The sequence below is a fragment of the Chryseobacterium sp. BIGb0232 genome, assembly GCF_024810195.1.
Taxonomy (GTDB): domain Bacteria; phylum Bacteroidota; class Bacteroidia; order Flavobacteriales; family Weeksellaceae; genus Chryseobacterium; species Chryseobacterium pennae.
Genome location: NZ_JANUEH010000001.1, coordinates 64,728 through 86,398, shown reverse-complemented (window position 1 = coordinate 86,398; position 21,671 = coordinate 64,728). Strand labels below are relative to the sequence as shown.

The window sequence follows — 21,671 nt, the reverse complement described above, 5'->3', positions numbered from 1 at the left end:
TGCTCTATTTTTGAAATACCAGATACAACCCGGTAAGCTTTATCGACTCAGATGGCAGAAAAGCTTATGCTCCTGATACCTGGAGCTGGAATATAAGTTCTGGCGGAGCCGCTTCGTATTATCTTGCAGGCGGAAAAGGCGGAACGGGAATGTCTATGGATGAGTGGTCAGGAATATCCCGATGATATTTTCCTGTCCTAATGAAGGAGGCGGTGGTGGGGGAAGTAGCACTGGCGGCTATACCTTTACTGGAAGCACGGCTTCCTCTATTTTCAGCTATTTCACCAACAGGCTGGGGACAAGCTATTGCAGGGACTTATTTTATAGCTAATGGGATTACAACATTAGTAACAGGAAAAGGTATAGGACAACATATTGAAGGAGTAGTGAATAAATACTACAATGATGGTGTGAGAGCAGAGGAGCAAAGAAAATTTAATGCGGCCATGGGCTATTAAAAAAAATATATATGATACTCGTTGATTATTTATACTATCAGATAACTAACTTTTACCATCATTTTGAAAAAGATGGGACACATAAAGCTTCAGGAATTATAGGAACTTGTTCCTTACTTTCATTTAATTTGATATTTGTATTGATGTTTTTAGATCATTTTTATGATATGAATACCTTACCTTTGAATAAGTACATAGTAATAATTTATTGTTTACCAATTATTTTATTAATGAGCTTGAGATATTGGAAATTTACTTCCTATGAAGAAATTAAAGAGAAAGTAAAAGATTTTAGTAAGACAAAAAAAATAATAGCTGAAATTCTAGTAATTGGTTATGCTATCATTTCATTTTTTGGATTGCTTATCTTAAGTCTTTATGTAGGCACATTAAAAAATACATTTTAATAATTACGAAGTTAAAATTAAGGTATTGGCATTCAATGCCCTAGTTGTTTGTAATCCAAGTCAGTAAATACTACAACGACGGTCTGATAGCAGAAGAACAAAGAAAATTTAATGCAGCCATGGACTATTAAAAATTATATATGATACTAGTGATGGTATATTATATAGACAGTCGGCAACATTTACAGGTGGTTCTTGGCCTTTGGCGAATGGGAAAATAGTTCCTTGGAGTAGAGTGGATTGGACAACACATGGACGTCCTTTAGTACATCCAAATCCGCATCAGCACATTTTTAATTTCAATAACGGAAAGAATTGGCAATATGGTAAAGCAGTGCCATTTCCTTAAAAAATATTATAACTATGGACGTAGGTTTCGAATTTTTATTACCAATAGAGTCAAAGATAACAACTGTTAATTTTGAACAACCTGTTTATGAGTGGCAGGGAGAAAAATTTCCACAGGGCCAGGAAGAAGCTTGGTTTCATTATTTTAAATTAATCAAATCAAATGTTCCTGAACACATCATACCATTCTTGCCAAATGATTTTCAAAGAGAACAATGGCAATGTATTTCAATACTTGATGGAATCGAAAGTTTGATAAATGAACTTTCTGTAGATACAAATATTCCTAGAGAAAATGATACATTATTGAATCTATTATATTCTTTAACTGGGGTCGAAAAAAAATGGGTTATAGTTTTTGAACCTGATTATGATTGTATAGACGAAGTAATAGAAGGGGATGTTCATACTGCTTTTGGTAAAATTTTAGATTCTCTGATATTAGAGAGAAATGGTTTTGTGCTTTGGTGTGAAAAAAAGGATTAAAAGAGAAAATTAAATTGTTTTGACATTATTACTGAGCCCAACCTCGCTAGCGTGAGCATCATGCTTGTGCTTTCAACAGTAAAATAATAAAGAAACCATTGCTGATCATGCAATGGTTTTCTTCTGTTAGATTAGAAAATAATTATATATTACCAATATAAAGACCATCTTGGAAATACAAGGGTAAGTTTTGTAAAACAGAGATGGCGCTCTTGAGATTACCGACACTAATAATTATTATCCTTTAATTATCTTTATGAGTTTGAATACATTTCTTTAAATAGAAATAAGGAAAGCCAAGTTAAATTTCACAAAAAAAAATTAAAATGATAAATGAAAATAAAGCACCTATTTATCTATCTATTTTTAAAAGAAAAGGAGATGAAGGTTTAAAAACAAAAATAATTAATGATTCGAATAAAGAACGATACAATATAGTTTGGAATGCTTTACTTAAAGAGGAAAAACCATTAATTATTTATTTTGAAAATAGTGAAAATTGGTTTTTACTTACAAGTACAAGAATTATAATAAATGATAATAGTTTAATTAATTATATTGAGTTGAATGATATTATTGAGGTTAGTCTTGCATTAGAGGAAGAATTAAAAAGTAATATATTAAATAAAACTCAGTTTAGTAAATTGAAAATAAAGCAAAAAAATAAAAATTATATAATTTGTAATTTAGAGAGTGGATTACCTTTTGAAGGAATATATCAGATTTTACATTTTATAAAAAATAAAAATATAAGTATCAGTTAAAAAGGTTAAGTTTTAATCTTTTATTATTGTATTGAGAATTAATCAATCCTGATACTGGGATTTGTCACAGTTTAAGATGGGAAATGAAATTCTGAAAATTATGAATAAAAGTTTATGAAATTATTAAAGTTTTATTTATGAAATATTGAATAGTTATTCGCTATTTCATTAATATATATAGATTTTATGATATTTTATTCAAACAGAAAATTTAAAATGTGGGCTTATGTTGTAAGTCACTCTTCTTTGCTATTACGTAGTGAAATGAAATATCCTGATCAAGATGATTATTCGGAAGATGAGGGATATAATATTGACCTTGAATTTTGGGCGGTAAGTTATATGAATATCCCACTAATCTTTCCGAATTAGATATAAAAGAAATTACAGTGCAGGAATTTCCTAAAGATATTGATCGGAATCTATTAATGTACAATATGAAAATATTTGAAATAGAATCAAAAAAAAAGAAGTATTATATAATAGCTAGTGGATTTTTGATAGGGAAAAACAAATGGGAGAATAGAGATAGAATCTTTGATAACCAATCTAATTTAATACATGACGAGATAATATTTCAAACTATTTAAGCTCGTGCTTTTTTCAATAGTAAAAATAAAAAGAAGCCAGTGCTGATCTTGCAATGGTTTTTATGGGGTATAATCTACTTCAGCTGTTAATACTATCAAGAAAATTGGTTCTATCAATGTTTCATCGCCTAGTCCATTTGGAGTAGACGTTGAAGTAGCTCCTTTTATTGTCCGTTTGGGGCAGCAGCAGCAGGTTATCCTGGAGGTGATATGTAGAATTTATAGTTCCTAAATGGGGGCAACCTCTAGTCCTTATATTGGTGGCGCGGGAAATTCTGGAAGAATTATAGTGGAAGGACATATGCAAGAAGTTTGAGCCCATTTATTAAAAATATGAAAAAAATAAAATTAGAATATACCTTGTGTGTATTTTTATTTGCTTATTTAAATCAAGCAGATTTATCATTACACAGAGCGGGATGGACAAGCATTAAAGAATTGAATAAATTTTATTCAATTCAGATAAACCCTAGAGATGTAGCGAATTTTTTAATATTAAAGGCTGATATAAATGTTAATAAATTAGAATATTTTTACGGAATAAAAGAGTATGGGTTTAAAAAAATTATTCTTTCTCGAATAAATTTTTTATTTGGGTTACCTCCTGTCTTCCTTAAGGATGAAATTTATTATATATGTCAAAAATTAATAAATTTTGCAGAAATGCTTGAAAAAGATGGTGAGGTTCATCCCTTAGAAATGGTAAAATTAAGATTAGAGATATCAAAATTTTCTTTTGATATATTAAGGTATAAGATATCTTATACAGATTATAGTAAAGCACTAAAAATTGAACATTACATGCAACATGATAGCTTAGAGGATATTAAAGTGAAAGAATTTATAAAAAATCTTCCTAATTTATAGTATAATTTAAAATTATTGAATTATGTTTTTGATATACTTATATGAAAAAAATAAAATTAGAATATAACTTATGTGTATTTTTATTTGCTTATTTACATCAAGCAGGTTTATCATTACACAGAGCAGGATGGACAAGTATTAGAGAATTGAATAATTTTTATTCAAATCAGATAAACCCTAGAAATGTAGCGAACTTTTTAATATTAAAGGCTGATATAAATGTTAATAAATTAGAATATTTTTACGGAATAAAAGAGTATGGATATAAAAAAAAAATTCTTTCTCGAATTAATTTTTTATTTGGGTTACCTCCTGTCTTCCTTGAGGATGAAATGTATTATATATGCCAAAAATTGATTGATTTTGAAAAAATGCTTGAAAAAGATGGTGAGGTTCATCCCTTAGAAATGGAAAAATTAAGAGTTGAAATATCAAAATTCTCTTTAGGTATACTAAGATATAAAATATCTTATAAAGATTATAGTAAAGCACTAAAAATTGAACATTACATGCAACATGATGGGCTAAAGGATATTAAAATAAAAGAATTTATAAAAAATCTTCCTGATTCATCTGATTTATAGTATAATTTAAAATTATTGAATTATGTTTTTGACGTACTTATATGAAAAAAACAAGATTAGAATATAACTTGTGTGTATTTTTATTTGCTTATTTACATCAAGCAGATTTATCATTACACAGAGCGGGATGGATAGGCAGCTTGCTAGCGAGCATCATTTTCATGCTTTCAATAATAAAAATAATAAAGAAATCATTGCCGATCATGCAATGGTTTTCTTCTTTTAGATTAGAAAATAATTATATATTACCAGTATAAAGACATCCTTGGAAATACAGGGGTAAGTTTTGCTAAAAACAGCGAAGGCACTCTTGAGATTACCAATATTAATAATTACTATCCTTTTGGAATGAATCATATCCAGGGATCATTAGGAACTTATAATTTCGGAGGTTATTATCCGGGAATTTAAGGTGCCAGCTTTGGACAGACCCAATTTTATAAAGACTTAATCACTGTATTGGCTAATGGAGGAATTATTCACTGTATAATTAATTTTAAGAAACTTGATTTATCACGGTCATATCCTATCGTCAATACTTTTAAAAAGAAAAAGGATTCACTCCACCATATTTTGTAAAACAGCTGAAAGCTTCTGTTGAATTGGATTCATCAAAACTTTAAAGTTGTTCTTGAAAAGTAGAGAAACAAAAAATCCCCGAATGACTTCGAGGATAAAAACTAATAACCATGAAAACTCAAATTAAACATGAGAATCGGGTGCAAATTTAAAACAAATTATGTTACTAGGCAATTGTAGTTATCAATAAGACCTATTGTGAATTTCATTTGCTTTTTAATTTATTAAGCTTATATAGATAAAATGAAAATGATGATATATTAATATTGTTTATTTTTTGAATTAAATATTGTCTGAAGCGAATAATGCAATAAATTTTTTATTTTTAATAAAAAAAAATGATTCTTGCCTTAAAGTATAGCGGATTTTTATATAACAAGAATATTCAACGGAGATTCCTCTAGGTATTCTCATGTAAAAATTTATGCTAATAATAGATCTATTTCAAAAGGTGTGAAATAGACAGAAGATATAAAATGATCTGATCGAAATACCTGAGAGTAGGTGTAAAAGCAAATTGGCCTGGAAGTTTTTAAAACTTCCAGGCTTATAATATGATTGTCTCAAATGATTTCAGCGTTGAAATTCTGTGAATTCTCCTGTGAAAATTTTTCACATCATGGAACGTATTGCAAACGATCCGGTGATGAAGATCAATTGATAAGGATTGACGCCAAAGATACGGGTGTCAATGGAAAATCAATTGCAGAAAATACTAATTAAGATTATAGTTTGCAATCACTAGGCTCAATATAAAATGTACATAATTCTGATCCGTTTCCTGTCTGTTGATCAGCTTATTTTTATACTCGTAAGAATTTAATGCCTGTGATAATTTCTGATACGTCTCAAAATTGTCTTCCTTAATTTTCACCCTTATATTACCATCTTTCCTGTTAATAAGTTGATTATCCAAGGTTCTTACTTTAAATAAAACATTAGATAGTTTTGGACGGAAATTCATTGCCCCGATGTATCTTTCAACAATATTGATTTTGAATGAATCAAATATGATGTTGTGAAAAACAATTTTAGAGTTAGGCTCTTGAGTATTGAGCTCGAGCTTATAATTCATTATAATTTAAATTTTAGTAAAGGTAGGCTTAATTATATCCATAATAACGCCTTGTTAATAGATCATTCCCATAATCATGATAGTACATTATCTGTTATAAGAATGAATGAGTAAAGATAAAGTTTTTTATTGATAAAAATGTATGAGTAAATTAAATATAATCGTTGTAAGTGAAATGTGATAGGTAATGAAGTCATAAAATGTATTGCAGTAAGGAGATTTAATTTTTTTTGATGGTTGAAAAATATCTTAATTCAAATAAATATATATAAATTTATAGTTCCCTATTTTATTCCCGGAACATTTAAAAAAAACTAATTAAAAATTGAAAAAAACGTTAAGCACAATGCTTGTTATTTTAGCAAGCCTTACATTATGTGCGCAGAATACCTATGTGTTTTTTGGTTCATTTAACCATGATAAAGAATCTGAAGGAATCTATGTCTACCAATTGGATACTCTCAAAGGAAAACTCTCAAAAGTAACATCCGTTAAGGGAGTTTTAAATCCGTCATTTCTAACCTTATCACACGATGGAAAGTATCTTTTTTCCTGTACCGAGAGTAAGACAAAAAATGCAGGAAGCGTAAGCAGCTTTGAATTCAATCCGGAGAAAAGGTCTCTCACCTTTATCAACAGTCAGAAAAGTGGTGGCGAAAATCCGGTTTATCTGGCAGCGCATCAAAATGGAAAATGGCTGGTCAATGGAAATTATACGGAAGGAAGCATATCTGCGTATCCCATTTTAGAAAATGGATTTATACAGCCCCATGTTCAGAACATTCAGTTTTCGGAAGGAAGTGTAAATCCGGATAGACAGGATCGTGCCCATATTCATTCAACGGTTTTTTCTCCTGATTTTAAGTACCTCTTTTTGCCTGACCTTGGAGCAGATAAAATAAGAACCTATGCATTTGGAAGCGATAAAAAAGAGCCATTGACAGAAACGGAAGCTTCTTTTACAAAGGCAACTCCCGGAAGTGGTCCGAGACATTTTACCTTTCATCCAAATGGAAAATTCGCCTATTGTATCGAAGAAATGGGGGGCGCAGTAAGTGTTTATCAATATGAGAACGGAAAACTGGAATCCATTCAGAGAATCAATACCCATTCAGAGAAATTTAAAGATAATTTTGAAAGTTCAGATGTTCATATCTCTCCTGACGGACGCTATCTGTATGCTTCAAACAGGGGAAATGAGAATAATATAGCCATATTTTCAATCCAAAATGATGGAACTTTAAAAACTGTAGGCTACCAATCTACTAAAGGAATACATCCGAGAGTTTTTACCATCGATAGTACCGGAAATTTCTTGATAGTGGCCCATCCGGTAAGTGGAACTGCTGTTGTTTTCAAACGAAATGCTGAAACAGGACTCCTGAAAAAAGTGGAAAAAGTGAAATTGGAAGGGGTTTCAACAGTGCAGGTCAGGAAATATTAATTTTTGATATTATTAAAACCGAATACTGAATTTCAAAGGAAGAAGGAATGAAGTTTGCATTTATTTATTCATGTTTTGATTGATCTTTATTATTGGTATTATGTCCGAAATTGCATTAAAAAGAGTCTATGAAATACCTTCCCCAAAAGATGGCTGTCGGGTTTTGGTAGATCGTTTATGGCCTCGCGGGCTCAATAAAGCAAAAGCTGATATTGATGAATGGGATAAAGACATTGCGCCGTCTTCAGAATTAAGAAAATGGTTCCATCACGATCCTCAACTCTGGAAAGAATTTTCAGAAAAATATATGAAAGAACTTTATGAAAGTAATTTGGGTAAAGATTTTCTGAAACGCCTTAAAAATCAGGAAAAAATTATATTGGTTTATGCTGCAAAGGATGAAGAACACTGTCATGCTGTTGTTTTAAAAAAGTATCTGGAAAATCTGAAATAAATTGACATTCTTCTGTTGAGTGAAGCTCTCCGTATCATAATGCAGTCAACAACAATAAAAAAAGCAGAGATCAATTCTCTGCTTTTTCTTTTTTTACGGCCTGATTCATAATGAGGATTACTCCAAGGAGCAAAACTGCAATGATCAGATAACGCCAGGAAAGCCCTTTCTGCTCCGTTACCGTTCCGCTTACGGAAATAATAAAACTGGTAACAGAGGTGATAACATAGACCAGTCCGCCCATCAGCCCGCCAGCTGTACCTGCATTTTTAGGAAAGTACAGCATACTTGTCGTAAAGAATGATGTAAATAAGATCCCGGAACAGATATGAATAAAAAAAGCAAAGGGAATCATTATATAAAGACTTTCAAAAAAGTAACTTGTAATGATTAATCCTGCAATCAGGACCAACTGAAGAAGAATCGGCTGTAAAATCCTTGGTTTGAAGTCCAGTGTCAGCCTGCGTTTCCCGATAAAACCTCCGATCATCCATGAAAATCCTAAGATCAAAGTACAGTATCCGATCACAACAGGAGTAAAGTGGAATGTATTTTCAATAATAAAAGGTCCCGTGATATTGAAAAGCATTACAATAGAATAACTTAATCCTAAAATAATGATTCCCAGCATAAAGATCTTATTCTTAAGCATCATAGAATACAGACTGATGTTTTCTGAAAGATCAAGTTTCTTTTTCTGTGGAAGACTTTCTCCACTGAAGAACCACTCAAACAGGAATAAAAATCCTGCATAAAAGGCCAGGAAATAAAAATTAGCATGCCAGTTAAACAATTTTTCTAAATACCCTCCCAGAAAAGGTGCCAGAATAGGGCCGCAAGACCATGCAATTGTAAAATAACTCAGGTAATGCTTTACCCTTTCCGAATCATAAATGTCAACAAAAATGGCACGCGTAGCCACCACAAGTACTGAGACAGCGGCTCCCTGAAGAATACGGAGCAGGCATATCAGCAGAATACTATTAGTCATTGTAATTAAAAGACTGCTCAGTATAAGGATGAATAAAGCCAGTAATTTAGGGCGATAGCGTCCAATGCTGTCTAATATTCCTCCCACAAATAACTGGGAAACTCCATAGCTTAAAAGGTATGAGGTTAAAGTAATCTGTATATCTTTTTCCGAAACCATCATTTCCTTGGCCATAGAAGGAAAGGATGGCAGGTAAATATCCGTGACAAACCCAGAAAGCGGGATAGACACAAAGGCCATAATGGTTATTAATCTGATGCGTTTCTCAGATGCTTCTCTCAACATGTTCATTCATTTTTTACCATGCAAAAATACTCCAAGAAATAGAAAACTAAGTTTTAAAAGACAAAGTAAAAATTACAAAATTCAAATATTTAAAATAAGTTTTTAAATTTCAGGGGTGAAGTCTGCGCATGCTTTTTAAAGAAATTATTAAAGTGGGAAGGCTGTTCAAATCCAAGTGTATACCCCACCTGAGCAATATCCCAGTTGGTGTATTTCAACAGATTTTTAGATTCCTCAAATATTTTTTCTTTAATGATGTGAGTGGTTGTAAGATTCGTAACCGATTTTACTGAGGAATTCAGATGGTTCACATGCACATTCAGATGATCTGCAAAATCAGAAGCCGTTTTTAAAACTAAAGGGTAGGCCGGAGAGTCTAAAGGAAACTGTTTGTTAAGAAGTTCATCAAATAGTCTGTATAAACGCACATTGGCAGGAAGCTCATTAAGACTTACGTCTTCAACCCGGTTTTCAAGAGCCAGGTGTAAAACAGAAGCCAGATTACTTTTAATACCGCTGCAGCGGAACGGATAAGAAGAATGATTCAGTCTGTACATCTGCTCAAAGTACATACTGACCAATTGGATCTGTTCCTCATTCAGGAATATAAAAGGCTTACTCCATTCCTTAAACAGTGAAGTTTTTTTAAACAAATTGAATTCTGAATTTACATTAAAAAATTCCTGATTGAACAGACAGGAAAACCCTTCCTGAAAATCATCTTCACATTCCCACGTATAAGGAATGTTAGGAGAAGGAAAGAATAGGGCAGGGCGGTCAACATACAGTTTATGAGAGGCGTAATGAGCCGTTCCCTTGCCTATGATAAAGCATATCTTGTAATAATCACGACGGTTGTAAGGGCTTTTAAAACTACAATATTTCCGTGGAATAATGTTGAAATGAGATTTACCACCCTCAAAATCAGCCTCAGGGACATCAAGAATGTTTCTGCGGGTACGGTTGTAATAATCTTTTATGGTTTCCAGTTGATCACTCATTTTTCCAGAATTATAAAAATCAAAGATAGGCAAATCTTTTCTTTTAAGATTTGCCTTCCATAGTTTTTATCATTGGTATTGATTTAAAACCTACCCATTCTTAGTGATCTGCATTTCTACAATATAAGAAGAGAGTTGAAAAGGGTCTGTCCTGGAACTTTCTTTAATACTAAAACCAGATTCCTTCAAAAATTCCAGTAAAGGATCCTGAATAAGGATATTAGTCCAGATAATATCAGTAAAGGAGGCCGCAGCTCTGCATTTTTTCCATAATGATTCACGGATCTCAGGAGTGCTGTATTCAGGAAGAATTACTAGATAAAGCTCAGTAAGCCTTTTCTCTTCCGGAAATCCGGGATAACGGGAACCACTTTTTAAAATACCATATCCTACAGGCTTTTGATCGGCATAGGTAATAATAAGCTGGTTAGAGAGATTGTTCAGTTCATTGATCATTTTCCTGGGATCCCAGTCTTCAATATAGTGTTTGATCTCTTCCACTGAAATAAGGTCTTTATAAGTTGTGTTTACATAAGATTTAACAACTGTAAAAAGATCATTAACGCCCTCATCTGAACCTATGGTGAATTTTGAAATGATTTCCATTCTTTTTTCTTCAAAATTATGAGATTAATTCATTCAGAAAGGATACAGATGATTAAAATACAATCGATACAGATTCTAATTTTGTAAATTTGTTCGGTACAGATTGACCTGAGACGATGAAAACATACAAATACGAAGCTTTTACAGCAGTAATTGAAGAGCAGATCCGGAACAGAATTTTACAGAGTGGTGATAAACTACCCTCTATTCGGGAAATAAAAGCAAAATATAGCCTGAGTACAAGCTCTGTGCAAAATGGTTTTGAATATCTGATCATCAAAGGGTTGGTTGAAAGCAGTCCGCGTTCAGGTTATTTTGTTGCAGATAAAAGAGAAGAGAACATTCCTGAATTCAGAACAAAGCTTCCTCCTGTCGTTCGGGATGAGGTATTTATGAAGAATATGCTGCTGACTTCCAAAAGGATTTCCGAATCAAGTTCTTTCAATACCGCAGTGCCCGGTGATCTTCTGATTCCTCAAAAACTTATTCTAAGAACTATGCAGGAAGTGATCCGGGAAAAAGGAGCTTCTCTGCTGAGGTATTATCCTTCCAACGGACTTGAAGCACTGAGAAAACAGATTGCAAAACAAATGGGAATATATGGATGCAGATTCAATCCCGATGAGCTTATCATTACTGATGGTGCTTTGCAGGCACTTACAATTGCACTTACGTCTGTAACCAGGGCAGGTGATGTGGTTGCGGTGGATAGCCCATGTGTATTTTCCATTCTGGAAGTTATTGCCAATCTTGGACTGAAGGTTATTGAAGTTCCTGTTCATTACCGAAGTGGTTTTGACACAGATTACTTCCGAAAAGTATGTGGCGAAAATAATGTCCGCGCACTTATCGTCACTCCCAATTTCCATAATCCAACCGGAATTATGATGAGTGATGATACTAAAAAGGAGCTGTTGAAAATTGCAGAAGATCATCAGATATGCATTATCGAAAATGATATGTACTCTGATCTTTACTTTGAAGAAAAAAGACCCTCCAGTATTAAAAGTTTTGATGAAAAAGGGCGGGTCATAATGTATTCTTCATTCTCCAAGACCCTGGCTCCTGGGATTAGGTTAGGTTGGCTATGTGCCGGACAATTTTATGCAAGAGCAGAAAGAGCAAAGTTTGCCCTGGGCCGATCAGTATCTCCACTTTATCAGGAATTGATCCTGAAACTTTTACAGGAAAACAGCTATGAAAGGCATTTGCGATCATTCCGGAAGAAACTCAATCAACAGGCCATTCAGTTGCTTGAAGTCCTGAGAAAGTCATTTCCGGAAGGATCTTATTTCCATAGACCTCAAGGAGGATACAGTATTTGGGCACAAATGCCTGAAAATATGGATATGAAAAGATTTCATCAGTATTGCGAAAAGCATAATATTTTATTTACTCCCGGAAATACATTTTCCCTTACAGATAAATACGATCATCACTTTAGAGTGGTCTTTGCAGAAAGAATAACTCCTGAAAGTCTTCAGGTATTAGATAAAACAGGAACAAAGGCTTGTGAGTTCATGTAAGAGAAAAAGAAAGTGTATAAAGAAATACAAAATAGCCTATTAGGCTTATATTACAATCGAAGGGCTTCAATTCCCTTCCTCTGGAGGGTGTCAGATCAAAGATTTGACGGGGTGGTTTATATCCCCGTTTTATTCAATCAGATACTTGATATTCTTACTTTTGTCAACTTCCAATTGAGGAACTCCACCAGTAATCTTGAAATAGAAACCATCTATCCATTTTTCCTTTGTAAGATCAATATCTTCACCGTTTATGATATGTTTCTGAATTTGAGAAGCAAAATTATTATGAAGTCTGAACTTTTCCGGAAAATTCACCCACTCAACAGAAAATTCAAATTCCCGCTCATCTGGTGCTTTTGTAACCATAAAAAGATTTTTACCCAAAACATGAAAGAATGTGTTATTGATTCTCGGACGGTTGAATATATTGTAACTGGGGGGCTATAAAATCTTGTTTGATATGATAGATTAGGGAAAACTCAGTTCCTTCTTTCTTCCGGATCTTTATTGTATTGCTTTCAGGTTTAATTTCAAAGTTAATATCAGGATTTTCTTCATTACTATTGTCAGGTTTTTAAAAAGATCATTCTCACCTCAGTTTTCATCAACATAATAAAAGGATAAAGTATCAGATGCTTTTTTCAATTTATAATCTACCTGTACTTTTAACCCATTCTTTGCAAGATCTTCATCATAATAAATTTTATAACCGATCTTGTTTTGTGAAAAACAAATAATGGCAGTATAAGCGCCAGGAAAATTAATTTTATGAACATGGATTAAGTCATTTTTTTAAAATTTAATATAAAATCCAGAACACAAGATAATTCATGAGGTGCTTTGAAAAAATAAGATAGGTGGCAGGTAAGCCTTTCAAAATTTGTTGCCATTAAAATAAAAATTGAGAAAGAAAATGAATGAGGTAATCCTGGAAAAAAATTGGCTTGCTAGGGATTGCAGCAGGTTTTTTATGAAAATGAGAGGGTGAAAATCGATAAAAATCGGTTTCAGAGTAGAAATATGTTAAAATTTCACTCATTTTGGCTAAACTTTTTTCTCTGCGACTAGGCTGGAATCACCATAAAACCTATATTTGCAGCCTAAATTTTTAAATATAATGAAAGAACTAATTGAAAAAATCAACGCAGAATTTGAAGCGTTCACAACTGAGGCAAACCAACAAGCGGAAAAAGGAAACAAGGCAGCAGGTACAAGAGCTCGTAAATCAGCTTTAGAACTTAGCAAATTGTTCAAGGATTTCAGAAAAGTTTCTGTAGAAGAATCTAAGAAGTAATTCAACCTTTAGCCGGCTTTTGTAGCCGGTTTTTTTATGCCTTTATTTTTGAGACTTCGGATTTTGCGATTTTCAATTTTGAAGGCATTACTGTTTATTGAATGGAAATGATTATACAGATGGATAAATAATTCTATCAATATTCCCGATCATTGAAACCATCTCACTTTATAATTTTATAAGTATATATGTTGAAATAACGCTGAAGCGCAAGTTTTGCTGAGCGTGATATTCTTTTATATAAAAAACAATTTTCAGTTTTATTCTTCCGATTTTTAATTTTTACACTCTATCGTGAAAACTGTAAATTTAATTTGTATTTTAATTGTCTTAACAGTAAGCACTTTCATGAAACATTATTATGTCTTATTTGCTCTGGTTTTCGGACTTTTTTCGGGCCAAAAATTAAGAGTAGAAGATTCAGAAACCGGAGCTCCGGTTCCCAATGCAAGAATTATTCTCCATAACCAGATTGTTTATACCAATGAAGACGGTTTTGCTCCGGTAGATCAGGATGCAGCTGACTTCGGAGTTTCAGCTTCGGGTTTTCAAAGCGCAGTAATACCAGCATATAATTCCTCAGTAAAGCTTAAAAGAGCATATAAAAATATTGATGAAGTAAAAATGGCCAGTGTAGATCTTAAGGAGATCTTTGAGGATATCAATACAAATTATAAAAAGAGATATTACAGAAAACCATCTGTTTACAATGTGGTCTACAAAGAAAAAAAGACAGATAATGATAAGCTGTATTTTCTAGCCATTGCAGAAGCGAAGCTTTGGAGTAAAAGCAATTATTATAGTTACAGAGACGGGGTTAAAATGGATTATGACCAGATTCTTCAAATGCAGCTGAATAATGTGAAATATCTGAAAAATAACAAATCAGACAGTATTTTTACTACAGGTAACAGAGAGTTTTCTCATGAATATATGGGGAATTATTTTTTCAATTTTGAACTTAACCGGGTGTTATTTCATATAAAAAGTAAGGGTGCTAAATATTCGGGGACCATGGTATTTGAAGATGGTAACGAACAATTGGTGATCTTTAAGATCAGATCCGGAGAAGGAATTGAAATGAAAGGGGAGTTTAAATATAACACGGCAGATAAAGTAATTACGTATTTTGAAGTCCATTACATACAGGAAAATTACCCTATGGTCAAAAGAAAAACAGCCGGAGGAGAAGAATACGATTATAAGCTTGGAAATGCAATGCTGGTATTTGATTTTTCTAAAAATGATGATGGGTATGTTCCTGCATTGACTAAACTTGAAGGCTACAAATACTTTGCAGTTTACAAAGGAGTAAAACATGAGAAAAACTTCAGCAGAGAACTGATCTATAATACCTTTAGGAAATCTGATGACAAAGGTCTTGATCCAAAGGTAGACTTCAGTAAAAACATCTGGGATAACGTTCCTGTAAAGGAAAATAAGAACAATACCATTCTGCTTTCCGAAGAAGAACAGATTTTTATGAATGGAAAATAATCCTTTAGATTTGAATTTTTATTTACCTGTAAATATTTATATCTGTTTGGTAATGAGTTGTTAATATGGTTTTGTTTGTGATAATTACAGACTCAATAATTTTATATTCGTAAAAATCCATGCTGTAATTTTTAAGCCAAATGGAGTATACAGAATATTGTCACTTTTTCAACTGTGAAATTCTTAAAATTGTAGAGTTACGGTTTATTCAAACAGTATTTATACCTACTTTTTATGCCCATTCCTTCATCATCTCCGCAATTTCTTTTATCTTTAGTGCAATCAATATACATTATGAGGATAAATAGATTTTTTGCAGTACCGGCTGTAGTGTTGGCTGCCCAATTTTCATGGGCCCAGGTAAAGGTAGACCCAAAAGAAAACCTTAATCCAATCGTAAAGAGTTTTGTAGATGAAGTAAACAACAGTTCCCAGCTTGAAGGCATGGCTTATGAGCTTCTGGATGGGATAGGACCCCGTCTTGTAGGGACTCCAGAAATGCTTGCTGCTAATGAATGGAGTGCAGAAAAGCTTCGTTCATGGGGTATTGAGGCCAATCTTCAGCAGTTCGGGACCTGGAAGGGATGGCAGAGAGGAACCACTCATGTTGATATGGTTTTTCCAAGGGTAAAATCATTGTCTGCCACTCAGCTGGCATGGAGTCCGGCTACCAAAAAGGCGGTGGAAGCAGAAGTAGTAGTTCTTCCAAAAGTATCAACCAAAGCAGAATTCGATAAATGGCTTCCTTCCGTAAAAGGGAAAATTGTGCTGATGGCCCAGTATCAGAAAATCGGACGTTCTGATGAGCAGATTAAGGAATTTGCTACTCCGGAACTTTATGAAAAACTTAAGGCAGAAAAAGAGCAGGCAACCAAGGATTTTGCAGCTTATGTAAAAAATATCGGCTATGATAATAATACACTTCCTGAAGCTTTAGAAAATGCAGGAGCAGCTGGAATTGCTATTTCAAACTGGACCGGAATTATGGGGGCAAACAGAATCTTTGGAGCTAAGACATCCAAAATTCCTATGGTAGACATTGATGTGGAAGATTACGGAATGCTTTACAGAATGGCAGAAAAAGGAGCTCAGCCTAAAATTAAAATCGATGCCCAGTCGAAGGTACTTCCGGAGGCAAAAAGCTTTAATACGATCGGTATGATTAAAGGAAAAGAAAAGCCGGATGAGTATGTGATCCTTTCTGCTCACCTTGATTCATGGGACGGAGCACAGGGAGCTACAGACAATGGTACGGGAACACTTACAATGCTTGAAACCATGAGAATCCTTAAAAAATACTATCCTAATAACAAAAGAACTATTGTGATTGGTCTTTGGGGAAGTGAAGAACAGGGATTGAACGGTTCAAGAGGCTTTGTGGCAGATAATCCTCAGATTATTAAAGGAACACAGGCAGCATTCAACCAGGATAACGGTACCGGACGTGTTGTCAATATCAGTGGTCAGGGGTTCGTAAAAGCTTATGATTATATTGGAAAATGGCTTGATGGTGTTCCAAAAGCGGTAAGAAGTCACATAAAGACAGATTTCCCTGGAATGCCTGGCGGTGGCGGATCAGATCATGCTTCATTTGTGGCAGCAGGAGTACCCGGATTCTCATTAGGTTCTCTGAATTGGGGATATTTCGGATACACCTGGCATACTACAAAAGATACTTATGACAAGATTGTTTTTGATGAGGTGAAGAATAACGTGATCTTAACGGCAGCTTTGGCTTATATGGCTTCTGAAGATCCTGAATTTACCAATAGGGAGAAAAGAGTAATGCCTAAAGACGAGAAAGGAATTACGGTACAATGGCCGGAAGCAAAAGAGCCTAAAAGAAGTTCTAAAGATTATAAATAAAAGGGTCTTTTAAAAAATAGCTCTTCAGTAAAAAGGTTGCCTGAAAAGGCGACCTTTTTTTATTTTTTTTACTTCACTTATTGTTGAAATAATGCCTTTGTGTTTGCTTTTTAGTAATGGCTATTTTAGCATAAATAATCTTCATGTATGATTGTTGCATGCAAAAATGCAGATTAAATATTAAGTGCTTGAAAAACAAGGTTGTACGAATACCTAATAAACGGAGCTGTTTCAGAAATGGAACAGCTTTTATTTTGCATAAATTTTAATTTTTTTGTACATGTTTTTAATATAATATGCAATAAAAACACACGTAAATGCAAAAAGAGATAAAGTGGGGATCTTTAATTTTAAAAAGCTTTTAGAATTAAAAAACACACATTATGAAAAAAAATATTTTGATCGGGAAAGATCCTGCTCACAGAATTGATCCTATAGAAAAACAGAATTTTTATCTTGTAAAGTCTGGAGAAACCTTGGAAAGTATCGCAAGGGACCTGATGCTTGAAAACCACGAATACCTCCGTGAATATCACAATAAACGGTGCAGTTTTCTTGATATTATTCCTGAAAACGGAGCGTTGAGATTTTTGCATAAGCTCTGTATTCCTGATGAAAGAGAGATCCTGACCATAAATTCTTTGATCAGGGAGCGTGGAAAAGGCTGGTATAAACAGTTCCCCAAAGGAAAAATTCCTTTTAACCGAAGATCTGTACTTGGAGATTATAGAGTAAAGCAAACCGAAAGTGATGATAGGGTTCAGAAAAGTGAATATGCCTATTCATTACATTTTAATCATATAAAAGAAGAAAAAGGACATTATATTCATTTTTCAATGAGTGATTTTGAAAAAGACGGAGAAGAGCCGGGAGAGAAGATCAGTAACCTGGCTTCCGCATTTGTAAAAATCATTTATCCCATAACATTGATTGTAGACCGTTCCGGAGAACTGATAGCAGCAGAAACCCATAAAGAGATCCCGGAAATGATGAGTGAAATTGAATCATTAAAAAACTATCATCAGGGATTCTATGCATCTTCACATATTGATCATATGAAAGCTAAAATGGCTACTCCTCAGATTATTTATAACAGTCTGAAAAAGATACTGCCAATACAGTTTCTGTTCAGCCTTTTTTATCAGGCCGACTATAACATAAAGGGAACAGCAGTTCCATATACAGATGACTTTTCATGGCTGGCTCCGGCTTCTCCGGTTAAAATGGAATTACTGAATCATACTTTACCGGAAAGAGATTCCCGTTTCATAGAAATTTTACAGACTGGCAAATCTGTAGATTATCGTACCATTGAAGAATTGTATAATACAGACCTTGAATATGAGGAAGAAACAAAGCCTCATTTACAATCATTGACGGCCAATCATTCAGCAATATATACTTTGAATGCTGAAGATTTTTCTGTTCAGAAGATAAAAGCAGAATTTGATATTCAGATTGCCGGTTATGAGAAGTCTATGACTTTTGAACTGGAAAAATTAGCAGGTTAATTAAAAAACACGATTGAACCAACTCAACACAAAAATTATGTCAGAAAATTTATCAGCACACGATGGTAAACACTTTGTCATCCAAAAAGGCAGAGCCTGCTGTAATCAGGGAGATTTATTCCCTCAGTTTAAGGTAATGTCCCATCAGAAGCATTACTGGAATCATCATGAAACTTCAGAAGATAATCTTGCTGTTACGGAAGAAGATGTAGAGTTCAACCCTTCCGGGGCAAGCTTCGGCAAATGCAGATTAAAACCTACCTCCGGAGGGTATTTACCCTGCGCTTATGCTCCAGCCGGAAAATGGCAGAAAACTTATGAAAAAGTAAAGATTATGGGGAAAAGCTGTCTTTCTGAAATCTCTGAGCTGATGTGCAGTACCGGAGGAATCATTACAGTGAAGGAACATGGACAAACCTCAACCATGAACCGGCAAAATATAACGTTGGCTGATCCGAAAAGCTATCATTTTATCAATCCGTTTATGGATTTAAAAGAATCCAAGGAAGATCTGGAAGAACCCGATCCGGTCTACGAGTAACATGTTTCAAAATTAACAGATATGGCAAAATTGACTATTACCGGAAGTACAAAACCTGTTGTTGGAAACGTAGAGGCTTATTCACTTGCAGTTTTTGATAATCTGATATCTTCCAATTCCTTTTCATTTCCACCTGTTAAAATACAGTGGAATATCCATGTACAGGACCGGAAAGGATGGCGAACTACTCATGGAAATAAAAAAGAAGGCGAGCAGATTACTTATAAATTCACCCATAAAAGTTTACAATATAAAGCTTTAAAAATTGAAGTAACGAGAGGGAAGGATAAAGGTGAACTGTATATAAAACCAAAGCATGCCGAGGAACCGAAAATACTCCGTATAGATTTATTGGACATTAATTCTCAGCGTTTAAAAAAAGGAAAACTGCTTCATTATACAGATGCTTTAATCGCTAAGGCTTATTGTGTGGGGATGTTCGGTCATAAAGTATCTTTCACCTTATGGGAAGATGATGCAATAGGAAAAGGGCATGATCCGGTGATTAATATGATGAACAGAATCAATCCGGTACCTCTTGTAGGTGAAGTGGATCATGAAGGTATTGCTAAAGTGATTTTCAGGTTACCCAGCTATACTATGGCTGTGCAGATTGCCAATGCTCAGGTAGCTGAAGGAGATAAGAACGAAGGGAAAGCTCATGAGTATTATGTGACGGCAGAAATGATTTCCAAACATATTCTGAAGGCCAGTCCCAATGTAAATATTGCCAATCCTACCCATATTCCTGAGCTTCCTGAAAAGCAAAAATCCAAGGAAACTTCTCCTCCTCACAGGAAATCTCCGGTTGCTCCTGAAAAGAAAGAGGTAAAGCCTGGTAAGCCAAAACCTAAAGAAGATACTCCTAAATTTCCTCAAACCCCAGCTGCAAAAAAACAGGCTGATCCTGAAGGGAAAATCATAAGTGCAGCATTTACAGATGCAGCAGGAAAACCTTTGAAAAATGCTAAAACAGGTGATGCTGTATCGATTAAGATCGTTACTCAAAGTATGAAAGGTAAAAATGTAATGGTAAGAATCTGGGAAGAAGATTTTTCACTATACAGCAATGATCTTATGTATGAAAAACCAATAACACTGACTTATGATACTAACAACTTTATTAACGGTATTATCCTGACCAAAGCTATGTATACCAAAAGCTACGAATGGGGAGAAGGCAATGAACGGGAATATTTTATAGAAGTTGAACATTTGAATACCTCTGTAACGTCTCAGGTGATCCCTGTAAGTGCTGGTGCAGAACCGATGAAGGTGGAGGCTAATGATTCTGTTGTAGTGATTAACGAGAAGAAAGAAGAGAAAAAGATAAACTGTATATGTCAGGAACAATATAAAGATTTAATCTGGAGTGGTAAAGTAAGTTGTGATTTTAGAAAAAAAGTAGTTGAAATATGTAAGGATTTATGGCCTAAAAATTATATGGTAATGGCTAATAATCTCATGGCCTGCATGGCTTGGGAAACAGGAGAAAGTTTTAGCCCTTCTGCTAAAAATCCTAAGTCTACAGCAACAGGGTTAATTCAATTTATGGCTGATACAGCTAAAGACTTAGGAACAACTACAAGTGCACTTGCAAAGATGACTGCAGTAAAGCAATTGGATTATGTGAAAAAATATTTTGAAAATATAAGAAATAAGGATTATGAATTTGTGGATTTTTATTTAAGAATTCTATTTCCAGCTTCAATGGGAAAGTCTGATGAACATGTTGTATTTAGTAGAGATGGAGAAGGTTTGAATAAAGGTGATAGAAACTATAAAGAGCGGATAAATGCTTATGGAGTAAATTCTGGGTTTGATACTAATCCTAAATATGGTAATGGAGATGGAATGGTAACCAAAGCAGAAATTAAAAAAGGAATCCAAAAATATATTGAGAAAGGAAAATTAAATAAAGGAAAATTCTTTGACTGTCAAAAAGGTAATGCTGTTGCAACTTTATTGCCTGAAAAAGGAACTTGGAATGTGATCATTACAGAACATTATACTGGTAATAAATGTACCCACTTAGAACGAACGCCAATTAGAAATAATTGCAGAAGAGGAAAAATAGAAGTTTTCGATGATAACAGTAAGGTGGTATTTACAATAGTTGATTGTTTACTGGAAGGAATAAAAGGAGAAGATAGAAGTGAAACTTCAGCTGATGTTCCATATGGGGCTTATAAAATAAATGAAAGTACTCCTTTTTATAGTTCTACAGCCGCAAATAAAATTACATATGGTCCAAATCCAAGATTAGTTTTTGAACCTATTAAGGGAAGTAAAGATGAGGCTGATAACAGTGGAAGATCTTCTATTAGAATACATGGAGGCAGACAGGAAGGTTATCCTGTTAAAACATTAAAAAGAACCGAAGGATGTATAAGAATTTACGATAAGGATGCAAAAGACTTCTATAATTGGTGGATTGAATTTAAAAAAACAGATCCAGGCGTAAAACCTGGAAAAGTAATAATTAAAAAATAAA

20 protein-coding genes are annotated in these 21,671 nt (G+C 33.8%); 15 read left to right on the top strand and 5 right to left on the bottom strand.

Annotated elements, in window-relative coordinates:
* Positions 1-200: 200 nt before the first annotated feature.
* The 6 genes from M2372_RS00395 to M2372_RS00370 all read left to right on the top strand — a co-directional run bounded on the left by M2372_RS00395 (position 201) and on the right by M2372_RS00370 (position 4,504).
* Positions 201-458, top strand: a complete 258-nt coding sequence (locus tag M2372_RS00395; RefSeq protein WP_123318841.1) for a hypothetical protein — start codon at positions 201-203, stop codon at positions 456-458.
* An 11-nt stretch (positions 459-469) separates the two neighbouring features.
* Positions 470-865 (top strand): hypothetical protein, encoded by a 396-nt coding sequence (locus tag M2372_RS00390; RefSeq protein ID WP_148060738.1) that lies wholly within the window; start codon positions 470-472, stop codon positions 863-865.
* Positions 866-1,228: 363 nt separating this feature from the next.
* The gene (locus M2372_RS00385; RefSeq protein ID WP_123318843.1) at positions 1,229-1,699 is read left to right on the top strand and encodes a hypothetical protein; all 471 of its coding nucleotides are present in this window, start codon (positions 1,229-1,231) and stop codon (positions 1,697-1,699) included.
* A 326-nt stretch (positions 1,700-2,025) separates the two neighbouring features.
* Positions 2,026-2,463 (top strand): hypothetical protein, encoded by a 438-nt coding sequence (locus tag M2372_RS00380; RefSeq protein ID WP_123318844.1) that lies wholly within the window; start codon positions 2,026-2,028, stop codon positions 2,461-2,463.
* A gap of 923 nt (positions 2,464-3,386) precedes the next feature.
* A complete protein-coding gene (locus tag M2372_RS00375; protein WP_123318846.1) occupies positions 3,387-3,920 on the top strand; it encodes a hypothetical protein in 534 nt (177 codons plus the stop codon).
* Between the two features lie 41 nt (positions 3,921-3,961).
* Positions 3,962-4,504 (top strand): hypothetical protein, encoded by a 543-nt coding sequence (locus M2372_RS00370; protein WP_123318847.1) that lies wholly within the window; start codon positions 3,962-3,964, stop codon positions 4,502-4,504.
* Positions 4,505-5,798: 1,294 nt separating this feature from the next.
* Here the strand turns inward: M2372_RS00370 and M2372_RS00365 are convergent.
* Positions 5,799-6,158 (bottom strand): prevent-host-death protein, encoded by a 360-nt coding sequence (locus M2372_RS00365; RefSeq protein ID WP_115971571.1) that lies wholly within the window; start codon positions 6,156-6,158, stop codon positions 5,799-5,801.
* 346 nt (positions 6,159-6,504) lie between these two features.
* Between M2372_RS00365 and M2372_RS00360 the strand changes: the two genes are divergently transcribed.
* Positions 6,505-7,602, top strand: a complete 1,098-nt coding sequence (locus M2372_RS00360) for a lactonase family protein (protein WP_123318848.1) — start codon at positions 6,505-6,507, stop codon at positions 7,600-7,602.
* A 100-nt stretch (positions 7,603-7,702) separates the two neighbouring features.
* Positions 7,703-8,056, top strand: coding sequence for a DUF488 domain-containing protein (locus tag M2372_RS00355; RefSeq protein WP_123318849.1), 354 nt, complete (start codon positions 7,703-7,705; stop codon positions 8,054-8,056).
* A 70-nt stretch (positions 8,057-8,126) separates the two neighbouring features.
* On the opposite strand, the gene M2372_RS00350 is transcribed toward M2372_RS00355, so the two are convergent.
* The 3 genes from M2372_RS00350 to M2372_RS00340 form a co-directional block, all read right to left on the bottom strand.
* Entirely contained in the window at positions 8,127-9,332 is a 1,206-nt protein-coding gene (locus tag M2372_RS00350; RefSeq protein WP_123318850.1) for an MFS transporter, read from the bottom strand.
* An 89-nt stretch (positions 9,333-9,421) separates the two neighbouring features.
* On the bottom strand, positions 9,422-10,333 hold the full coding sequence (locus M2372_RS00345; RefSeq protein WP_123318851.1) for an AraC family transcriptional regulator: 912 nt from the start codon (positions 10,331-10,333) through the stop codon (positions 9,422-9,424).
* Between the two features lie 90 nt (positions 10,334-10,423).
* Positions 10,424-10,939, bottom strand: coding sequence for a hypothetical protein (locus M2372_RS00340; protein WP_123318852.1), 516 nt, complete (start codon positions 10,937-10,939; stop codon positions 10,424-10,426).
* Positions 10,940-11,055: 116 nt separating this feature from the next.
* On the opposite strand from M2372_RS00340, the gene M2372_RS00335 reads away from it, so the two are divergent.
* Positions 11,056-12,465 (top strand): PLP-dependent aminotransferase family protein, encoded by a 1,410-nt coding sequence (locus tag M2372_RS00335; protein WP_123318853.1) that lies wholly within the window; start codon positions 11,056-11,058, stop codon positions 12,463-12,465.
* 129 nt (positions 12,466-12,594) lie between these two features.
* On the opposite strand, the gene M2372_RS00330 is transcribed toward M2372_RS00335, so the two are convergent.
* Positions 12,595-12,834: a hypothetical protein gene (locus M2372_RS00330; protein WP_123318854.1), complete on the bottom strand. Its 240-nt coding sequence runs from the start codon at positions 12,832-12,834 to the stop codon at positions 12,595-12,597.
* Between the two features lie 751 nt (positions 12,835-13,585).
* Between M2372_RS00330 and M2372_RS00325 the strand changes: the two genes are divergently transcribed.
* From M2372_RS00325 to M2372_RS00300, 6 genes are all read left to right on the top strand, one after another.
* Complete coding sequence (locus tag M2372_RS00325) at positions 13,586-13,762, top strand: histone H1 (protein WP_034684091.1); 177 nt, start codon at positions 13,586-13,588, stop codon at positions 13,760-13,762.
* Positions 13,763-14,110: 348 nt separating this feature from the next.
* Positions 14,111-15,259: a carboxypeptidase-like regulatory domain-containing protein gene (locus M2372_RS00320; RefSeq protein WP_123318855.1), complete on the top strand. Its 1,149-nt coding sequence runs from the start codon at positions 14,111-14,113 to the stop codon at positions 15,257-15,259.
* Between the two features lie 294 nt (positions 15,260-15,553).
* Positions 15,554-17,125: a M20/M25/M40 family metallo-hydrolase gene (locus M2372_RS00315; RefSeq protein WP_123318856.1), complete on the top strand. Its 1,572-nt coding sequence runs from the start codon at positions 15,554-15,556 to the stop codon at positions 17,123-17,125.
* Between the two features lie 383 nt (positions 17,126-17,508).
* Positions 17,509-18,636 carry a hypothetical protein gene (locus M2372_RS00310; protein ID WP_123318857.1) on the top strand — a complete coding sequence of 376 codons (1,128 nt, stop codon included), beginning with the start codon at positions 17,509-17,511 and terminating at the stop codon, positions 18,634-18,636.
* Between the two features lie 37 nt (positions 18,637-18,673).
* Positions 18,674-19,177 carry a DUF4280 domain-containing protein gene (locus tag M2372_RS00305; protein ID WP_123318858.1) on the top strand — a complete coding sequence of 168 codons (504 nt, stop codon included), beginning with the start codon at positions 18,674-18,676 and terminating at the stop codon, positions 19,175-19,177.
* A gap of 21 nt (positions 19,178-19,198) precedes the next feature.
* Positions 19,199-21,670 carry a L,D-transpeptidase family protein gene (locus M2372_RS00300; protein WP_123318859.1) on the top strand — a complete coding sequence of 824 codons (2,472 nt, stop codon included), beginning with the start codon at positions 19,199-19,201 and terminating at the stop codon, positions 21,668-21,670.
* Position 21,671 lies beyond the last annotated feature (1 nt).